Origin of the sequence: Pseudomonas sp. HOU2 (assembly GCF_040729435.1) — a bacterium.
Taxonomy (GTDB): Bacteria; Pseudomonadota; Gammaproteobacteria; order Pseudomonadales; family Pseudomonadaceae; genus Aquipseudomonas.
Genome location: NZ_CP160398.1, coordinates 4,487,690 through 4,503,600, shown reverse-complemented (window position 1 = coordinate 4,503,600; position 15,911 = coordinate 4,487,690). Strand labels below are relative to the sequence as shown.

Genomic DNA, 15,911 nt, shown 5'->3' with positions numbered 1-15,911 from the left:
GGGTTTGGCTCAGCTCGCGACAGCCTGTTTGCGCTCGCGCCAGGCCATGATCAGCCAGACGGCAGTGACGCCGGCAAACTTCGAGACCAGTGCGGTGATGATCACCGGTGGCGTCATCAGGTCGATCATGCCGAAAAAGATGAAGGTATCGAGGGGAATGCTCAGCGCCGAGCTGATCCACAGACGATCGCGCAACGGTCGTTTGGTGACGCTGAACACCAGCCAGTCGATGATTTCCGACACTGCGAACGCCGTGGCGCTAGCCAGGGCGATCGACGGATCGGATGTGACGTAAGACAGCACCAGCGCCGCCAGCATCGCCACCAGTGCAACGTGACCGAAACGGGTTTGCACCATGTCGCGCAACACGAACACCAACCCGCCCCAGGCCGACCAGATGATGTCCAGATGTGGCGCGGTGGAGAAAGCGAAGTTGATCAGCACGACGCTGCTGATGTAGGCGATGAGGAAAATCATGGTGGCGACCTGTCAGATTGGCGCACAGGTTACTTGAGGAGGAGAGTTCGGCCAAGTCGGCAAGCGAACTGTATACAACCGTCGAGCCAAGCGACTTATCTGTGGCGAGGGAGCTTGCTCCCGCTGGGGCGCGAGGCGGCCCCTCTCTTGATGTTGAAAAGCGAGGTCTGCTGCGCAGCCCAGCGGGAGCAAGCTCCCTCGCCACAAAAGCTGTTCAGCCGATCCATCAGCGCTTGGCCGGGATCATCCACACCAACCCACTGGCCTTCGCCCGTTCATGACACAACCCCAGCACCACCCGCCGCTCGTCATTGGTCATCCGCCCCCAGCGCGTTATCTCGGCGACCGTGCGCTGGCAGCCGGTGCAAATATCGTCCTCATCCAGTGCGCAGATATTCACACACGGCGAGGCAACCGGTCTCTCGGGCGTGTTCATTGTTCCTGCTCGACCAGATCACGCGCATAACGCTGCGAGTTATGCACATAGTGCGCAGCACTGGCCTCAAGCATCTTCTTCTGCGGCTCAGTCAATTCACGCACGACTTTGCCCGGCGAGCCCATGACCAGCGAGCCATCGGGGATCTCCTTGCCTTCGCCGATCAGCGAATTGGCGCCGATGATGCAGTTCTTGCCGATTTTCGCCCCGTTGAGGATCACCGCGTTGATGCCGATCAGGCTGTAGTCGCCGACGGTGCAGCCATGCAGCATGGCGTTGTGACCGATGGTCACGCCGGTGCCGATGGTCAGCGGATAGCCCATGTCGGTGTGCATCACCGTGCCGTCCTGGACGTTGCTGTTCTTGCCGATCAGGATCAGTTCGTTGTCGCCGCGCAATACGGCGTTGAACCAGACGTTGGCGCCCTCCTCCAGTCTGACCTTGCCCACCAGCACGGCATTGGGCGCGACCCAGCTCTGTGGATGGGTTTCGACGCGGGCGTCGCCCAGGCGGTATTTCATCTTGTTTTCCTCAGGGCTCACGATGACGGGCCATTCGAGCGATGGCTTCAGGTATTGATATAGCTTTTAGGGGGGTGGTGCAGGCTGATCTGTTCGTCATAGAGCAGATTGATCAGCTCGACGATCATGATAGCGGTCAGACCCCAGATCTTGAATTCGCCGTAACGATAACTCGGCACGTACCAGCTACGGCCTTGGTAGTCGATGCGATGCGTGTGTTCGCGCGGGTCTTTGCGGAAGAATTCCAGCGGCACGTTGAATACCGCAGCGATCTCGGCATCGTTGGCCTGGTACTCGACAAAGTCCGGGATCACCCCGACATAGGGCGTGACCTTGATGCCATGCAGGGAGATCAGCGGGCTGAGCGGGCCGATGACCTCGACCAGCCCCGGTGGCAGGCCGATTTCTTCCTCGGCTTCGCGCAGAGCGGTGAAGATCAGATCGGGGTCTTCCGGGTCACGGCGTCCGCCGGGGAAGGCCACCTCGCCGCCATGGGTCGAGAGGCCGCTGGCGCGCAGGGTCAGCACCAGCTCGGGCTCGTCACTGCGGGTGATCGGCACCAGGACAGCGGCCTCGGGGAAACGTTTATCGGTCTCCAGCGTGCGCGGTGTGTGGTTGCTTACCCTATGCAGTAGCTCGTCCAGCATGAGTGTTCTCGATCTGTGCCTTACCCTGCATCATGCACCAATCATTGCAGCCGCCCAAGCCCCTCGCCGGGCCATGTCGCGAAACGACAACTTGCCGACCGGCACCGCTGCACGCCAAGATAGGCGCAGCATTCAGGAACCCCAGCATGAAATTTTGCAGCCAGTGCGGCAACCCGGTGACCCAGCGCATTCCCGAAGGCGACTCGCGGCTGCGATTTGTCTGCGACAGCTGTCAGACCATTCACTATCAAAACCCCAATATCGTCGCCGGTTGCGTCGCGACCTGGGGCAGCCAAGTGTTGCTCTGCCGCCGTGCCATCGAGCCACGCCTCGGTTACTGGACGCTGCCTGCCGGTTTCATGGAAAACGGCGAGACCATCGAGCAGGCCGCCATCCGCGAAACCGCGGAGGAAGCCTGCGCCCGAGTGCGCAATCTGAGCATCTATACGCTGATCGATGTGCCGCACATCAGTCAGGTGCACGTGTTCTTTCGCGCCGAACTGGCGGATCTGGACTTTGCCGCCGGCCCCGAAAGCCTGGAAGTGCAACTATTCGACGAAGCCGACATCCCGTGGGACGAGCTGGCTTTCCGCACCGTGGGGCGTACCTTAGAATGCTTCTTCGCGGATCGACGGGTCGAGGCGTATCCGGTTCGTTCGGAATCGATTCCGCCGTTGGTCCAGCCTGCCATCAGCTGACTCAAAAAAATCAAAGATCAAAAGATCGCAGCCTGCGGCAGCTCCTACACTTAACATTGCGTCACTCTTGGGGAATCGTTTCAATGCGCTGGTTGCTTGCCCTGTTTTGCCTGTCATTCGTCACGGTCTCACAAGCCTCCTTCGTGACCACCGTGACGCCGTCGAATACCCCGATGATCGAAAAAATCCTGGTGCTCAAATCGGCGCATCAGTTGCAGCTGATTGCCGACGGCAAACCGATCAAGACCTATCGCATCTCGCTGGGCAAGGGTGCGAAAAAGGGGCCGAAACTGATTGAAGGCGACAAACGCACGCCGGAAGGTTTCTACTGGATCGACTGGCGCAAGGTCAGTGAAAAATTCAACCTGGCGATGCACATCTCCTACCCGAACATCAGCGATTCGGCCCGCGCCCGCCGCGAAGGCGTCGAGCCTGGCGGGATGATCATGATCCACGGCACCCCGGATTCGGAAGAAACTCCCGAAGACCTGTTCCACACTCTGGACTGGACCGACGGCTGCATCGCCATGCGCAACATGGACATGCGTGAAGTCTGGGGTCTGGTGCCGGACGGCACGATGATCGAGATTCGCCCTTAGGCTGACCGAAAACCTGTGGCGAGGGAGCTTGTCGAATCGACGCACCGTCCCGCTCGGCTGCGCAGCAGTCGTAAAAGCTGAACGCGCGGTATGTCAGACAGTTAGCGGAGATAGGGTTTGGGGCCGCTTCGCAGCCCAGCGGGAGCAAGCTCCCTCGCCACAGATATGAGCACTACCGCTACCTTTGGTCGCTCTCGAAAAAATAAATCAAAAGATCGCAGCCTGCGGCAGCGCCTACAGGGTTGATACCACTTCCCACTGTAGGAGCTGCCGCAGGCTGCGATCTTTTGTTCTTTAAAGCCCACCGCTAATACCACTTCAAACCACAACCCCCGAAACCCGCCATTTCATTGGGCTGCACGTCAATTCCCCGCGTTGACATGGTATTCAAGTGGTATTAATTTCCGCCCCACAAGCGAGCCACAACAATCCTATACTCGCGTCGGAAATGACCTACATGAACGACCTCCAGGCCCTACGCCCAGATGACTCCCAGCCGACGCCGCTGTACCTGCAGCTGGCGCGCAATCTGGAATCGGCGATCCATTCCGGGCAGTGGAAGGCCGAGCAGGCAATGCCGTCCGAGCGCAACCTCAGCGAGCAACTCGGCATCTCCCGAGTCACCGCACGCAAGGCACTGGAAGTGCTGCTCGATCAAGGTCTGATCCGCCGTTTGCAAGGTTCCGGCACCTTCATCACACCCCGTCTGGAACAACCGCTGTCACGCCTCTCGGGCTTCAGCGAAATGCTCCGCCTCAAGGGTTTCGTGCCCAGCTCGCAGTGGCTGGAGCGCGAAGTCACCCTGCCGACCCACGAAGAACTGATCCGCCTGAGCCTGTCGCCGAACGACAAGGTCGCGCGCATGAAACGCCTGCGCAAGGCCGACGACACGGTGATGGCCATCGAGATGAGCACCCTGCCCGCCTCGATCATGCCCAAGCCGCACCTGGTCGGCGATTCGCTCTACGAATACCTCGACGGCATCGGCAAACCGATCGTCCGCGCCCTGCAGCACATTCAAGCGATCAACGCCTCGGACGAGTTCGCCGCGCTGGTCGGCATCGCCCCCGGCACCGCCATGCTGCTGATGACCCGGGTCGGCTACCTGGAAGACAACACGCCGATCGAAGTCACCGACACCTATTGCCGCAACGACTACTACGACTTTGTTGCAGAGCTGCGTCGTTAAGAGCAGCCATAAGCGAGAACCGAAATGTCCGAAGACAACATCCTTACCGCCAGCGGCTGGGTTCGCGGCCGGCTGATCCACGAACACGGCAAAGTCGTGTCGATCGAAGGCGTGCCCTGCGACCCGGCTGACAATGACCTGCCCTACCTGCTGCCGGGATTCATCGACCTGCACGTCCACGGCGGTGGCGGCAAAGACATCATGGAAGGCGCCAGCGCCTTCGAAACCATCACCAAAACCCACGTGCGCTTCGGCACCACTTCGCTGCTGGCCACCACCATGACCGCGCCGAGTGCCGAGATCTCCAGCGTGCTGAAAGAGGTCGGCGAATTCTGCGAACAGCGTCCGCACGGCACCGCCCGAGTACTCGGCGTACACCTCGAAGGCCCGTACATCAACCCCGGCAAACTCGGCGCGCAACCGAATTTCGCCCATACCGCGTTGATGGCCGAGGTCGAGGAATACCTCGCGCTGGCGCCGATCCGGGTGATCACCATCGCCCCGGAAATCGCCGGCCACGACGGCTTGATTCGTGAACTGAGCAGCCGCGGCATCCGCATGCAGATCGGCCACACCCTCGGCAGCTACGAGGAAGGCGTCGCCGCCCTCGACGCCGGCGCCACCAGCTTCACCCATTTGTACAACGCCATGAGCCCGCTGCATCACCGCGAGCCTGGGATCGTCGGCGCCGCGCTGGCACACGCCAAGTTCGCCGAACTGATCCCGGACTTGCTGCACGTGCACCCCGGCGCGATCCGCGTGGCGCTGCGTTCGATCCCGTGCCTGTATTGCGTCACCGATTCGACCGCCGCCGCCGGCATGCCCGACGGTGAATACAAGCTCGGCAGCCACACCGTGACCAAATGCCTGGGCGGCGTGCGCCTGCCCGACGGCACGCTGGCCGGCAGCACCCTGACCATGGATCAGGCCCTGCGCAATCTGGTGAAGATCGGACTGCCGATCGCCGAGGCCTCGCAGCGCCTGTCGCAATTTCCCGCCGACTACCTCGGCATCACTGAACGCGGGCGCCTGCAACCGGGGGCCTGGGCCGACTGCGTGCGGCTGGATCGCTCACTCACACTGACCGCCGTCATGGTCGAAGGAGAAGACATTGACTTCAAAAATGCTTGAAGAGGCGCTGTCCTCGTTCGAGGCCGTGCAAGCCCAACTGCAACAGCTCGACCCGCAAATGATCGAGATCGCCGGGCGTCTGCGCCGGCAGCCGCCGCAAGTGGCGATGACCGTCGCGCGCGGCAGTTCCGACCACGCGGCGAGCTACTTCGCCTACCTGACCATGCAGCAACTGGGTGTGCCGGTGGCGTCGTTGCCGATGTCGGTGGTGACCATGCAGCAGGCGCCGTTGAAGGTCAGCGGTCAGGTGGCGTTCGCGTTCTCGCAATCGGGGCAAAGTCCGGATCTGGTCAACAGCCTGCGCCTGTTGCGCAAGCGTGGAGCACTGAGTGTGTCGATGGTCAACGCCGCCGATTCGCCATTGGAAGCCGCGTGTGAATTCAGCCTGCCGCTGCTCGCCGGCACCGAAAGCAGCGTCGCCGCGACCAAGAGTTTCATCGCCACCCTCAGCGCCAGCGCCCGCCTGATCGCGCACTGGAAAGAGGACAACGAACTGTTGGAGGCGCACAACGCCTTGCCCGAAGGCCTGCGCGAAGCAGCGAAACAGGACTGGAGCGCGGCCATCGACGCCTTGCGTGATTGCGAACGGCTGATGGTCATTGGCCGTGGCGCCGGTTTTGCCATCGCCCAGGAAGCCGCGCTGAAATTCAAGGAAACCTCGGCCATTCAGGCCGAAGCGTTCAGCAGTGCCGAAGTCCGTCACGGCCCGATGGCGCTGATCGACGAACACTACCCGCTGCTGGTGTTCGCTCCACGCGGTGCCGAACAGGCCGGCCTGATCAGTCTTGCGGCAGAGATGCGTCAACGCGGCGCTCGCGTGTTGCTGGCCGCGCCGGACGACATCCTCGAACGCGACCTGACCCTGAGCCGCGCCGAACACCCGGCCCTCGATCCGATTCTGGCGATCCAGAGTTTCTACGTGATGGCCGCCGGCCTGGCCGTGGCCCGCGGCATGGATCCGGACCAGCCGCGCCACCTGAGCAAAGTGACCCGTACACACTAACCACTGCTGAACGATGCACAACCCTGTCGACGGACGGAAAACCGTTGATTGATGCACAACCCCGTCGACGGATGCGAAAACCGTTGATTGATGCACAACCCCGTCGACGGATGCGAAAACCGTTGATTGATGCACAACCCTGTAGGAGCTGCCGCAGGCTGCGATCTTTTGATTTTGACGTTGAAAAAAACAGGATCAAAAGATCGCAGCCTGCGGCAGCTCCTACAGGGGACAGCGAAATTACTGATGAGACCGAGCCATGCACAACAACAATAAAGAGCTGACCCTCAGCGCCCCGCTCAGCGGCCCGGTGCTCACGCTCGCCAAAGTCCCGGACGCGGTGTTCGCCAGCGGCGCGATGGGTGACGGCATCGCCATCGACCCGCTGAATGACACCCTGTACTCGCCCTGCGCCGGGGAGATCATCCATGTCGCCCGCACCGGCCACGCGCTGACCGTGCGCGCCGACAACGGCGCGGAAATCCTCCTTCATCTGGGCCTGGACACCGTTGAACTGAACGGCGAAGGCTTCTCGATGCTGGTCAAGCAAGGCACCCGGGTCAGCAACGGCCAGCCGTTGTTGCGCTACGACCTGGACAAGGTCGGCCAGCAATGCAAAAGCCTGGTCAGCCTGTTGATCCTGACTAACAGCCAGGATTTCCAGGTGCGCCCGATCACGCTTAAAGTGGTGAAAGTTGGCGAACCGTTGTTGCACATCGTCGCGCGCAACAATGCCACGGCGGCGACTGAACAGATGGGTGGCCCAGAGGTTCAGGGTCAAGTATTGGTCGCTCATCGCGGCGGCTTGCATGCGCGCCCGGCCGCGCTGATTCGCCAGACCGCACAAGGCTTCAAGAGCCAGTCGCACCTGCACTTCGCCGGCAAATCGGCGCCGTGCAACAGCCTGATCGGGCTGATGGGTCTGGCCATCGGCGAACAGGATCAAGTGCAGGTCAGCTGCCAGGGACCGGACGCCGAAGCCGCGCTGCAAGCCTTGCTCAATGCGTTGGCGACGGCTCTGCCCGACGATCATCACGCCGCTGCTCCGGTCAGCGCCGCACCGCAAAAACGCCCGGCCGAAGCTGGCGTGCTGCAAGGGGTGTGCGCCGCACCGGGACTGGTCGGCGGGCCGCTGTTTCGTCTGAACGCGATCAGCCTGCCGGCGGATGCGGGCAAGCATGATCCGCTGGTGCAACAGCAAGTGCTTGAGTCGGCGCTGAATCAGGTTCGCGGCGAAATCAACGCGACCCTCGCCCAAGCGAAAAAGCACAAGAGCACCGACGAAGAAGCGATCTTCGCCGCGCATCTGGCCCTGCTCGAAGACCCGGCCCTGCTCGACGCCGCACAGCACTCCATCGACCAAGGCACGGCGGCGACTCATGCCTGGAGCCAGTCGATCGACGTGCAGTGCGAAGTGCTGCAACACACCGGTAGTGCGCTGCTGGCCGAACGCGCCAACGACCTGCGCGACCTCAAGCAACGGGTGCTGCGCGCCCTGCTCGGTGAAGCCTGGCATTACGACGTGCCGGCCGGCGCCATCGTCGCGGCCCATGAACTGACGCCGTCGGATCTGCTGCAACTCAGCGCGCAAGGTGTCGCCGGGTTGTGCATGGCCGAGGGCGGCGCGACGTCGCACGTGGCGATTCTGGCGCGCGGCAAAGGTCTGCCGTGCCTGGTGGCGTTGAGCGCCGCTTTGCTCGAACAGCCACAAGGTCAGTCGGTGGTGCTGGATGCCGATGGCGGCCGCCTCGAACTGACACCGAACGCCGAACGCCTGGCCGAAGTGCAGCAGGCGCAAATCGACCGTCAGCAACGCCGCGATGCCCAACAGGCCAAGGCGCATCTGCCCGCCGAAACCCGTAATGGTGTGGCCATCGAAGTGGTCGCCAACGTTGCCTCCAGCCATGAGGCGGCGGACGCCTTTGCCAACGGCGCCGATGGCGTCGGCCTGCTGCGTACCGAGTTCCTGTTCGTCGACCGGCAAACGGCGCCGGACGTCGAAGAGCAGCGTGCCGCCTATCAAGCCGTGCTCGATGCCATGGGCGATCACTCGGTGATCATCCGCACCATCGACGTCGGTGGCGACAAGCAACTCGACTACCTGCCGCTGCCCGCCGAAGCCAACCCGGTGCTGGGCCTGCGCGGCATTCGTCTGGCTCAGGCCCGCCCGGAAATCCTCGATCAGCAACTGCGCGCACTGCTGCAAGTCAGCCCGCTGAGCCGTTGCCGGATCCTGTTGCCGATGGTCACCGAAGTCGACGAACTGCTGCACATCCGTCAACGGGTCGATGCGCTGTGCCTGGAACTGAACATCAGCCAGCGCCCGGAAATCGGCGTGATGATCGAAGTCCCCGCCGCTGCGCTGCAAGCCGAACAACTGGCCGAGCACGCCGACTTCCTGTCGATCGGCACCAACGACCTGTCGCAATACACCCTGGCCATGGACCGCGATCACGCAGGTTTGGCCGCCCGGGTCGATGCGCTGCACCCGGCGTTGCTGCGGCTGATCGCTATGACCTGCGCAGGCGCAGCGGTGCACAAACGCTGGGTCGGCGTGTGCGGCGCCCTCGCCTCCGACCCGCTGGCAACGCCGGTGTTGATCGGCCTCGGCGTGACCGAACTGTCGGTGAGCCCGGTACAGATCGGTGAAATCAAGGATCGCGTGCGCCAGTTGCACGAGGCCGAATGCCAACGCCTCAGCCGCGACCTGTTGAAGCTCAACAGCGCCGCTGCGGTTCGTCACGCCTGCCACCAGCATTGGCCTCTGCACTAACAACAAGCTCTCTATAAAGAGCAGGGAGAACCACCATGTACCAACTCTTCATCGAAGGCCTGCAACGCCTCGGCCGTGCGCTGATGCTGCCGATCGCGATCCTGCCGATTGCTGGCCTGCTGCTGCGTCTGGGTGACACCGACCTGTTGAACATCGCGATCATTCATGATGCCGGCCAAGTCATTTTTGCCAACCTGGCGATGATCTTCGCCATCGGCATCGCCGTCGGTTTCGCCAAGGACAACAACGGCACCGCAGGCCTGGCCGGGGTGATCGGTTACCTGGTGATGATCTCCACGCTCAAGGTGCTCGACCCGAGCATCAACATGGGCATGCTCGCCGGGATCGTCAGCGGCCTGATGGCCGGCGCGCTGTACAACCGCTTCAAGGACATCAAGCTGCCGGAGTACCTGGCGTTCTTCGGCGGCCGGCGCTTCGTGCCAATCGTCACCGGTTTCGCCGCCGTCGCGCTGGGCGTGGTGTTCGGCTATATCTGGCCGCCGATCCAGCACGGCATCAACAGCTTCGGCGCCTTGATGATGGAAAGCGGCAGCATCGGTGCGTTCGTGTTCGGCGTATTCAACCGCCTGCTGATCGTCACCGGTCTGCACCACATCCTCAACAACATGGCGTGGTTCGTGTTCGGCAACTTCACTGATCCAACCACCGGCGCACTGGTCACCGGCGACCTGTCGCGCTACTTCGCCGGCGATCCGAAGGGCGGCCAGTTCATGACCGGCATGTTCCCGATGATGATCTTCGGCCTGCCTGCTGCGTGCCTGGCGATGTACCGCAACGCGCTACCGGAGCGGCGCAAGGTGATGGGCGGGATTTTCCTGTCGATGGCGCTGACCTCGTTTTTGACCGGGGTGACCGAGCCCATCGAATTCGCCTTCATGTTCCTCGCCCCGCTGCTGTATTTGCTGCATGCACTGCTGACCGGGTTGTCGATGGCGATTACCAATGCGCTGAACATTCACCTTGGCTTCACCTTCTCCGGCGGCTTCATCGACATGGTGCTCGGTTGGGGTCGCTCGACCAATGGCTGGCTGGTGATTCCGGTCGGGCTGGCTTACGCCGTGGTGTATTACGCGGTGTTTGATTTCTGCATTCGTCGCTTCAATTTGAAGACGCCGGGTCGTGAGGATGTGGCGACGGCTGAAAAAGCGGTTTTCGCGGAAAACGAACGCGCCGGGGCTTACATCAAGGCACTCGGTGGTGCAGACAACCTTGTGACTGTCGGTGCCTGCACTACGCGGTTGCGACTGGAAATGGTGGATCGCAACAAGGCGTCCGATGCAGACCTGAAAGCATTGGGTGCGATGGCCGTTGTGCGTCCGGGCAAGGGTGGCAGTTTGCAGGTGGTGGTCGGCCCGCTGGCCGACAGCATTGCTGATGAGATTCGCCTGGCGATGCCGGCCTTGGGGCGCGCAATTCTTGCTGAACCTGTTGCGGTTGTCGAAGAGCCGAAAGCGGTTGTGGTCGCAGGCACCGAAGCTCAGCAATGGCTGAATGCGCTGGGTGGTGGCGACAACGTGCTGCAACTGGATTGCATTGCCATGAGCCGGATTCGTTTGCTGTTGGCGGATGGCAAGGCGTTGTCCGAGGCGCAGCTGAAAGAGTTGGGTTGTCAGGGTGTCAGCCAGTTGGAGGGTGGGGTTTGGCATTTGCTGGTGGGGGATAAGGCGGCGAGTTTGAGTGGAGCGCTGGAGGCGTTGGTCAATCGCAGCGAGGTCAGTGCCAAGGTCTGAGCCTTTGCATCAGGCTCTACTCGAAACAACTGATACAAAAAACCCGGCGTTGGCCGGGTTTTTTCATGCTGCTCAAGTTCAGGGCATTCTTGCGCGCTGTTCCGCCTCGTAATGCCGAGTCTGGTACGGCATGAGCGCCTGAATCTTCAAACCCAGACTTTCCGTCAAACCCCAAGCAACCGCCAACTCGTCGCGGCGATTGCGTAATAAAACAGCTGGTTGAGAAACGACGTGTTGCTTGGGTGTTTTGGCGTTGAAAAGCTCGAGTGCATGGAGCGTTTCCAACACGCGGCTATCCGATACACATGCGAAACGCGTAAATCGCTCCAGCAGATAAGCCGCTCGCCGCAGCTCGACTTCATCGCTGTGAAACTTGAGAAATGTTGATATCTCACTCTCAAGATCGGATTTTGAATACCAGACCTCTTTGGCTGCATCGACCAGCGCCGTCCCATCCGCTTGATCCAGCGGTCTTCTGACCAACGTATCCAATGCCGAAGAAAGGACATGATCATCAAGAGAGTTCGACATCTGGTTCCTCCAGGTAGTCCTGCAAGATATTGAAGAGCACTGAGGCAGGTTGCTCTTTGTTGCCAACATATACATCAATTGCTTGCAATGCCAGACGCCGGAAATCACTCGTCAGAATGAAACCGGCTCTAAGAAGCGCCTTAATGTCCGCAACGTCGTGATCGGTAGCCCTGCCAAGTTTTGTAATTGCAATATCCACCGGAGCAGCGATGTGAATCTGGAGCGGGGACGTCTCCGGAAACTCAGTCATGGGAATACTTCGCACCCAGTAGTCTTCATGGATCGGGCCAAAACTAGTGTTGTATTGAAGGTCGTAGTTCAGCTCCATCACTCGAGCGGAGCGTTCGTCGATAAAAGGCTCCGGAACTTGAGCAAGAAGCGCTTGAAGGTCGAACCCTGGCGGAAGGCAAGCTTCATAAATCTCCGCATCGACATCCATGGAAATACGATGATTTGTGTAGAGATGTACGGCGCAACCACCAAAGACGATGATTTTGACTGCCCCCGGATCGGCATTTTCCTGCGTCAATTCTGCTTCGACTGATTTGAACATCGAAACCAATGACTTCCCCAATGCAGTATTCGTGTTGATACGGGGAGTGACTACGGGCAGCAATTCCATTTTTGAACCTCAGAGTCATGTCGATGGCTAAAGCGACGCAACTTGTTGCCCTGCTCGCTGTTTGCCAGAGACAGATCAAGGTATGGATGCGACTTCCGAGGGACAACCTGAAAGAGTGGTAGGAAAATTCCCCGGTTTGATTGCGCTCTGAAACTCGTCTGACGCCTGTTAATGCCTCATCGCTGGCAAGCCAGCTCCCACAAGGGAATGCATTTCAACTGTGGGAGCCAGCCTGCTGGCGATGAACGATGACGCGGACGTCAGGTTTGTGGGTCGACTCGATCCAGCGCTCGGTTTACCGCCAGTTCGGCGAGCATGACGATTTGCTGGATGCCTAACGCCGTACTGCGCTGCGAACCGCTTAGCTCATTGGCGAAGTTGCTGGCGGCGGTGCTTGCCGAGGCTAACGATTCGCAGGCGTGGGCGAGCAGGCTTTCGGTGTCGACCTCTGGGCGGACCATGAACATGGTGCTCGGTCGGCAGGGCTTTGCGGGTTCGGGGCACAGGTAGAAGTCGAGGGCGCGTTTGATGGCTTCGCGGTTTCGGGCCTGGTCTTCGGCGCGGAGGGCTTCTTCGAGTGGGGTGGTGTTTTCGCGGGGTGGGTCGGGGATCAGTTTGTCCAAAGTTCAACTCCTGCTACTGCAAGTGGGGATGCCATCGTTCGCCGGATCTCACGCGGCGAAGAGGTGGCAGCTATGTGCAGGGTGAGATCCACCGGAGCAGGCAACCGGCCAGACCGAAGTCTGCCCGCACACAGCCGCCATAAAGCAGGCAGCAGATTGAGCTGGCGCCAATTATCGTGGTGTTGGCGCTAGTTGCAAGCATTCCGGGGATCTCACGCCCGGTCGCTGAATTGGCAGCGACAGACAAAGCCTAGAGAGCGGGCGTCCGACGGACAACCTGAAAACCTTGTGGGAAGGTTCTGGTTATTCGACACATCATTAAACAACCAAAAACAAACCCTCTCCCTAGCCCTCTCCCAGAGGGAGAGGGGACTGACCGAGGTGTTTGGTGGATGTACGCCGACGTGAAATACCGAATCGAATTCAGACTCTGAAACAGATCAAAAGCCCCTCACCCCCCCCCTCACCCAGAGGAGAAGGGACTGACCGAGGTGTTTGGTGGATGTACGCCGACGTGAAATACCGAGTCGAACTCATATCCTGAAAAGCCCAAAAATCGGCCCCCTCTCCCTCGGGAAAGGGCTGGGCGGTCGGCGTTCCGATGAGGGGCAGCTCCAACACAAATCAAAAACCGAACACCCCGTGCTCTTCACCACTCAACAGGATGAGCGCAAGCTCGGCTGCAGCTTTTGATCTTGATCCACCGGCCCCGTCGGCAGGCTGAGTGGAGGGATTGATCCGGAGGGTGGGAGCGCAGCGACCGTTCGACGAAGTCGAACACATCGAGAGGAGGTGCAGCGAAGCAAACCGGAGGCGATGCGCCCGGATCAATCCCGGAGCGAAGGAACCCCGAGCCTCAGCGAGCGGGCCGAACGTTGGGGCAAGCGTTTTTTGCTTACTTTTTTAGGCGCTTGTAAAAAAGTGAGTCGCCGTAAGGGCGAAACCGCCAGCCGCAGCAACCAAAAGAATGGATATTCACCCAATCAACAAGAGCATGGTCGACTATAAGGGCGCCATCGCCGGCAAGCCAACTTCCACAGTTAAATGAGTTAACCCCTCAAATCGTGGCCAACAAAAAACCCGCAGAATTTGCTTTCCGCGGGTTTACATTTTGCCTCTAGAAACTCATCTGCCACTGCCCGGTCAACGCTTGATTACGACTATTGCTACCCACCTCGGCGTTGTAACCAATACTCAGGGTTTGGCGTGCAGAGATCCCGACGTCCACACCTGCCCCGACTATCAGGCTGTCGCGATCCAAAGCACTGCCCTGGACATTGAACCCGGAGCCACCCAAAACAAAGGCCTGACGGGTTTCACTTTCTACGTCGCCGTAAGTGTGGCGCCAGCCAAGGCTACCCCTCGGCGTTACGCTGATACCGTTCTGCAACTGATTAAGCTGCGCCAGTCGCACGCCGAACGTGCTGCTGAAGTTATCCTGGGTCTGGGAGTCCACGGCCAACGCGGCCAAGCCGCCTTTTTCAGTGAACCCTTCGCGGTGATAACGCTGGTACCCCAGATTGGCGAATGGCTCGACGTTGAGCCGGCCACTGCCCAACAAATAGCCCAGTTCCGCAAAGGCTTGTTGGCTGTCGGCATCGTAGTTGCCTTTTGGCCGGTCGCTGAAGCCTTCGAATTCAACCGTTCGCTTATTATCTCCGTCATGGCCGCTGTAAGCCGCCCCCAGGCGTAACGCCAGAGGCCCATCCTGGCGCATGGCGTACGCGCCGACATGCCAACTGTGCAGCGTGCCCTCGAAGCTATGGCTGTCGAGGTCAGTCTTCGAATAACCACCGAGTACGCCCATGCGCCATTCGGGCGAAAGCGACCAATCCACGCCCAGCACAGTGCCAGCCGTTCGTTGCTCAAAACTGGAATTGCCCTGTTCGCCGTCGAGCTTGCCGTAGCTGCCAATGCCTTGCAGCCATACGCGGCCCGGTGCGCTTGGATCGTTCAGATTGCGAACAGTGTTCGCAACGTCAGTGGCCGCCAGAACTGGGGTCTGCGATGAATCAAGCCCCACCCGCAAGCCGCTATCGCTGCCCATTTGCTGCATCGCTGTACGCATGCTGGTCATTACCGACGAACTGGCGGCCAGTGTGGCGCTGCTCAAATTGGCATTGCTGCCAGCAGCGAGACTTTCGATGGCTGCACTAATGCCTGCAGCACCTTGAGAGATCGTCATGACAGCGTTGTAAAGGACGTTGGACTTATCCCCATTGACCGGAAATCCAGACCCTGGAGGCCCGAAGATCGGGTCGAAATCGAGTGCAGGGCTTATCGTTTGGATACTTTCAGCGGCATGGATACCGTTCGCAGTTCGAGCATAACGACTAAGGTCCAGCTTATGAGGAACGTCCACCCGATTGAAGGCATCGCTGATCGTCTCTGCCGCTCTGACTTGATTGAAAAAACCTCCGGCAACAACCGAGGCCATACATACGGTGAAACGATGACGGGTAAGAAACATGCGAGAAATCCTTTTGTCGTTATGACTCGATCATCCTATATAGCGCTTTGGCATTACCAGCAAAAAGCAGGCAAAAAAAACCGCTGAAATCACTTTCAGCGGTTCTTTTATCAGCGGCCAAAGACTCAGAAATCTTCCAGCCGCCACACCTCATAAGCCGGCGTCTCGTACGGATGACTGAGCTTCAACGCCGCCACAACAGCCACGATCAACTCATCCACCACCACAAGCTCAACCTTCCATTCCTCAACCCGCTCAACCTGCCCCGCCTCGCCAATGAACGGCTGACTGCCGTGCAAAGGCCGAAACTGACCAGACCCAAGCACCTGCCAAGCACAGTGGTCATAGTCCCCGATCCGCCCACCACCGGCAGCGAATACAGCGTCCTTGACCACCTCGACATGACTGTCAGGAACAAAAAACCCGAGCTTGTACACGAC

Annotated in this window: 15 protein-coding genes and 1 pseudogene; 7 read left to right on the top strand and 9 right to left on the bottom strand. The window is 60.1% G+C overall.

Annotated features, from left to right (window positions below):
* Nucleotides 1-9: 9 nt before the first annotated feature.
* The 4 genes from ABV589_RS20255 to ABV589_RS20240 all read right to left on the bottom strand — a co-directional run bounded on the left by ABV589_RS20255 (nt 10) and on the right by ABV589_RS20240 (nt 2,081).
* Nucleotides 10-477, bottom strand: a complete 468-nt coding sequence (locus ABV589_RS20255; protein ID WP_367083252.1) for a preQ0 transporter — start codon at nt 475-477, stop codon at nt 10-12.
* A 226-nt stretch (nt 478-703) separates the two neighbouring features.
* Entirely contained in the window at nt 704-913 is a 210-nt protein-coding gene (locus ABV589_RS20250) for a DUF1289 domain-containing protein (RefSeq protein WP_007967801.1), read from the bottom strand.
* Nucleotides 910-1,434: a gamma carbonic anhydrase family protein gene (locus ABV589_RS20245; RefSeq protein ID WP_367083250.1), complete on the bottom strand. Its 525-nt coding sequence runs from the start codon at nt 1,432-1,434 to the stop codon at nt 910-912. The genes ABV589_RS20250 and ABV589_RS20245 overlap by 4 nt, the downstream gene beginning before the upstream one ends.
* Nucleotides 1,435-1,481: 47 nt before the next feature.
* The gene (locus ABV589_RS20240) at nt 1,482-2,081 is read right to left on the bottom strand and encodes a CoA pyrophosphatase (protein WP_007967803.1); all 600 of its coding nucleotides are present in this window, start codon (nt 2,079-2,081) and stop codon (nt 1,482-1,484) included.
* Nucleotides 2,082-2,227: 146 nt separating this feature from the next.
* Between ABV589_RS20240 and ABV589_RS20235 the strand changes: the two genes are divergently transcribed.
* From ABV589_RS20235 to nagE, 7 genes are all read left to right on the top strand, one after another.
* Entirely contained in the window at nt 2,228-2,779 is a 552-nt protein-coding gene (locus ABV589_RS20235; protein WP_098967373.1) for an NUDIX hydrolase, read from the top strand.
* A gap of 83 nt (nt 2,780-2,862) precedes the next feature.
* Nucleotides 2,863-3,378, top strand: a complete 516-nt coding sequence (locus tag ABV589_RS20230) for a L,D-transpeptidase family protein (RefSeq protein WP_027610965.1) — start codon at nt 2,863-2,865, stop codon at nt 3,376-3,378.
* Nucleotides 3,379-3,826: 448 nt separating this feature from the next.
* Nucleotides 3,827-4,567, top strand: coding sequence for a GntR family transcriptional regulator (locus ABV589_RS20225; RefSeq protein ID WP_367083247.1), 741 nt, complete (start codon nt 3,827-3,829; stop codon nt 4,565-4,567).
* A 24-nt stretch (nt 4,568-4,591) separates the two neighbouring features.
* Nucleotides 4,592-5,698, top strand: a complete 1,107-nt coding sequence (gene nagA, locus ABV589_RS20220) for an N-acetylglucosamine-6-phosphate deacetylase (RefSeq protein ID WP_007967811.1) — start codon at nt 4,592-4,594, stop codon at nt 5,696-5,698.
* Nucleotides 5,679-6,701 carry an SIS domain-containing protein gene (locus ABV589_RS20215; RefSeq protein ID WP_367083245.1) on the top strand — a complete coding sequence of 341 codons (1,023 nt, stop codon included), beginning with the start codon at nt 5,679-5,681 and terminating at the stop codon, nt 6,699-6,701. The genes nagA and ABV589_RS20215 overlap by 20 nt, the downstream gene beginning before the upstream one ends.
* 259 nt (nt 6,702-6,960) lie before the next feature.
* Nucleotides 6,961-9,474: a phosphoenolpyruvate--protein phosphotransferase gene (gene ptsP, locus ABV589_RS20210; protein WP_367083244.1), complete on the top strand. Its 2,514-nt coding sequence runs from the start codon at nt 6,961-6,963 to the stop codon at nt 9,472-9,474.
* Nucleotides 9,475-9,509: 35 nt separating this feature from the next.
* Nucleotides 9,510-11,225 carry an N-acetylglucosamine-specific PTS transporter subunit IIBC gene (gene nagE / locus ABV589_RS20205; protein WP_367083242.1) on the top strand — a complete coding sequence of 572 codons (1,716 nt, stop codon included), beginning with the start codon at nt 9,510-9,512 and terminating at the stop codon, nt 11,223-11,225.
* Nucleotides 11,226-11,303: 78 nt separating this feature from the next.
* Here nagE and ABV589_RS20200 read toward each other — a convergent pair whose 3' ends face one another.
* The 5 genes and pseudogenes from ABV589_RS20200 to ABV589_RS20180 all read right to left on the bottom strand — a co-directional run bounded on the left by ABV589_RS20200 (nt 11,304) and on the right by ABV589_RS20180 (nt 15,908).
* The gene (locus ABV589_RS20200) at nt 11,304-11,756 is read right to left on the bottom strand and encodes a hypothetical protein (protein ID WP_128615569.1); all 453 of its coding nucleotides are present in this window, start codon (nt 11,754-11,756) and stop codon (nt 11,304-11,306) included.
* Nucleotides 11,740-12,378 (bottom strand): DUF6036 family nucleotidyltransferase, encoded by a 639-nt coding sequence (locus tag ABV589_RS20195; RefSeq protein ID WP_367083241.1) that lies wholly within the window; start codon nt 12,376-12,378, stop codon nt 11,740-11,742. Before ABV589_RS20195 ends, ABV589_RS20200 begins: the two co-directional genes overlap by 17 nt.
* Nucleotides 12,379-12,638: 260 nt before the next feature.
* On the bottom strand, nt 12,639-13,001 hold the full coding sequence (locus tag ABV589_RS20190) for a DUF6124 family protein (protein WP_367083239.1): 363 nt from the start codon (nt 12,999-13,001) through the stop codon (nt 12,639-12,641).
* Between the two features lie 1,117 nt (nt 13,002-14,118).
* Nucleotides 14,119-15,210: pseudogene (locus ABV589_RS20185) on the bottom strand (autotransporter outer membrane beta-barrel domain-containing protein); the annotation flags it as partial.
* A gap of 386 nt (nt 15,211-15,596) precedes the next feature.
* Nucleotides 15,597-15,908 (bottom strand): YqfO family protein, encoded by a 312-nt coding sequence (locus tag ABV589_RS20180; protein WP_367083238.1) that lies wholly within the window; start codon nt 15,906-15,908, stop codon nt 15,597-15,599.
* Between the last annotated feature and the right edge of the window lie 3 nt (nt 15,909-15,911).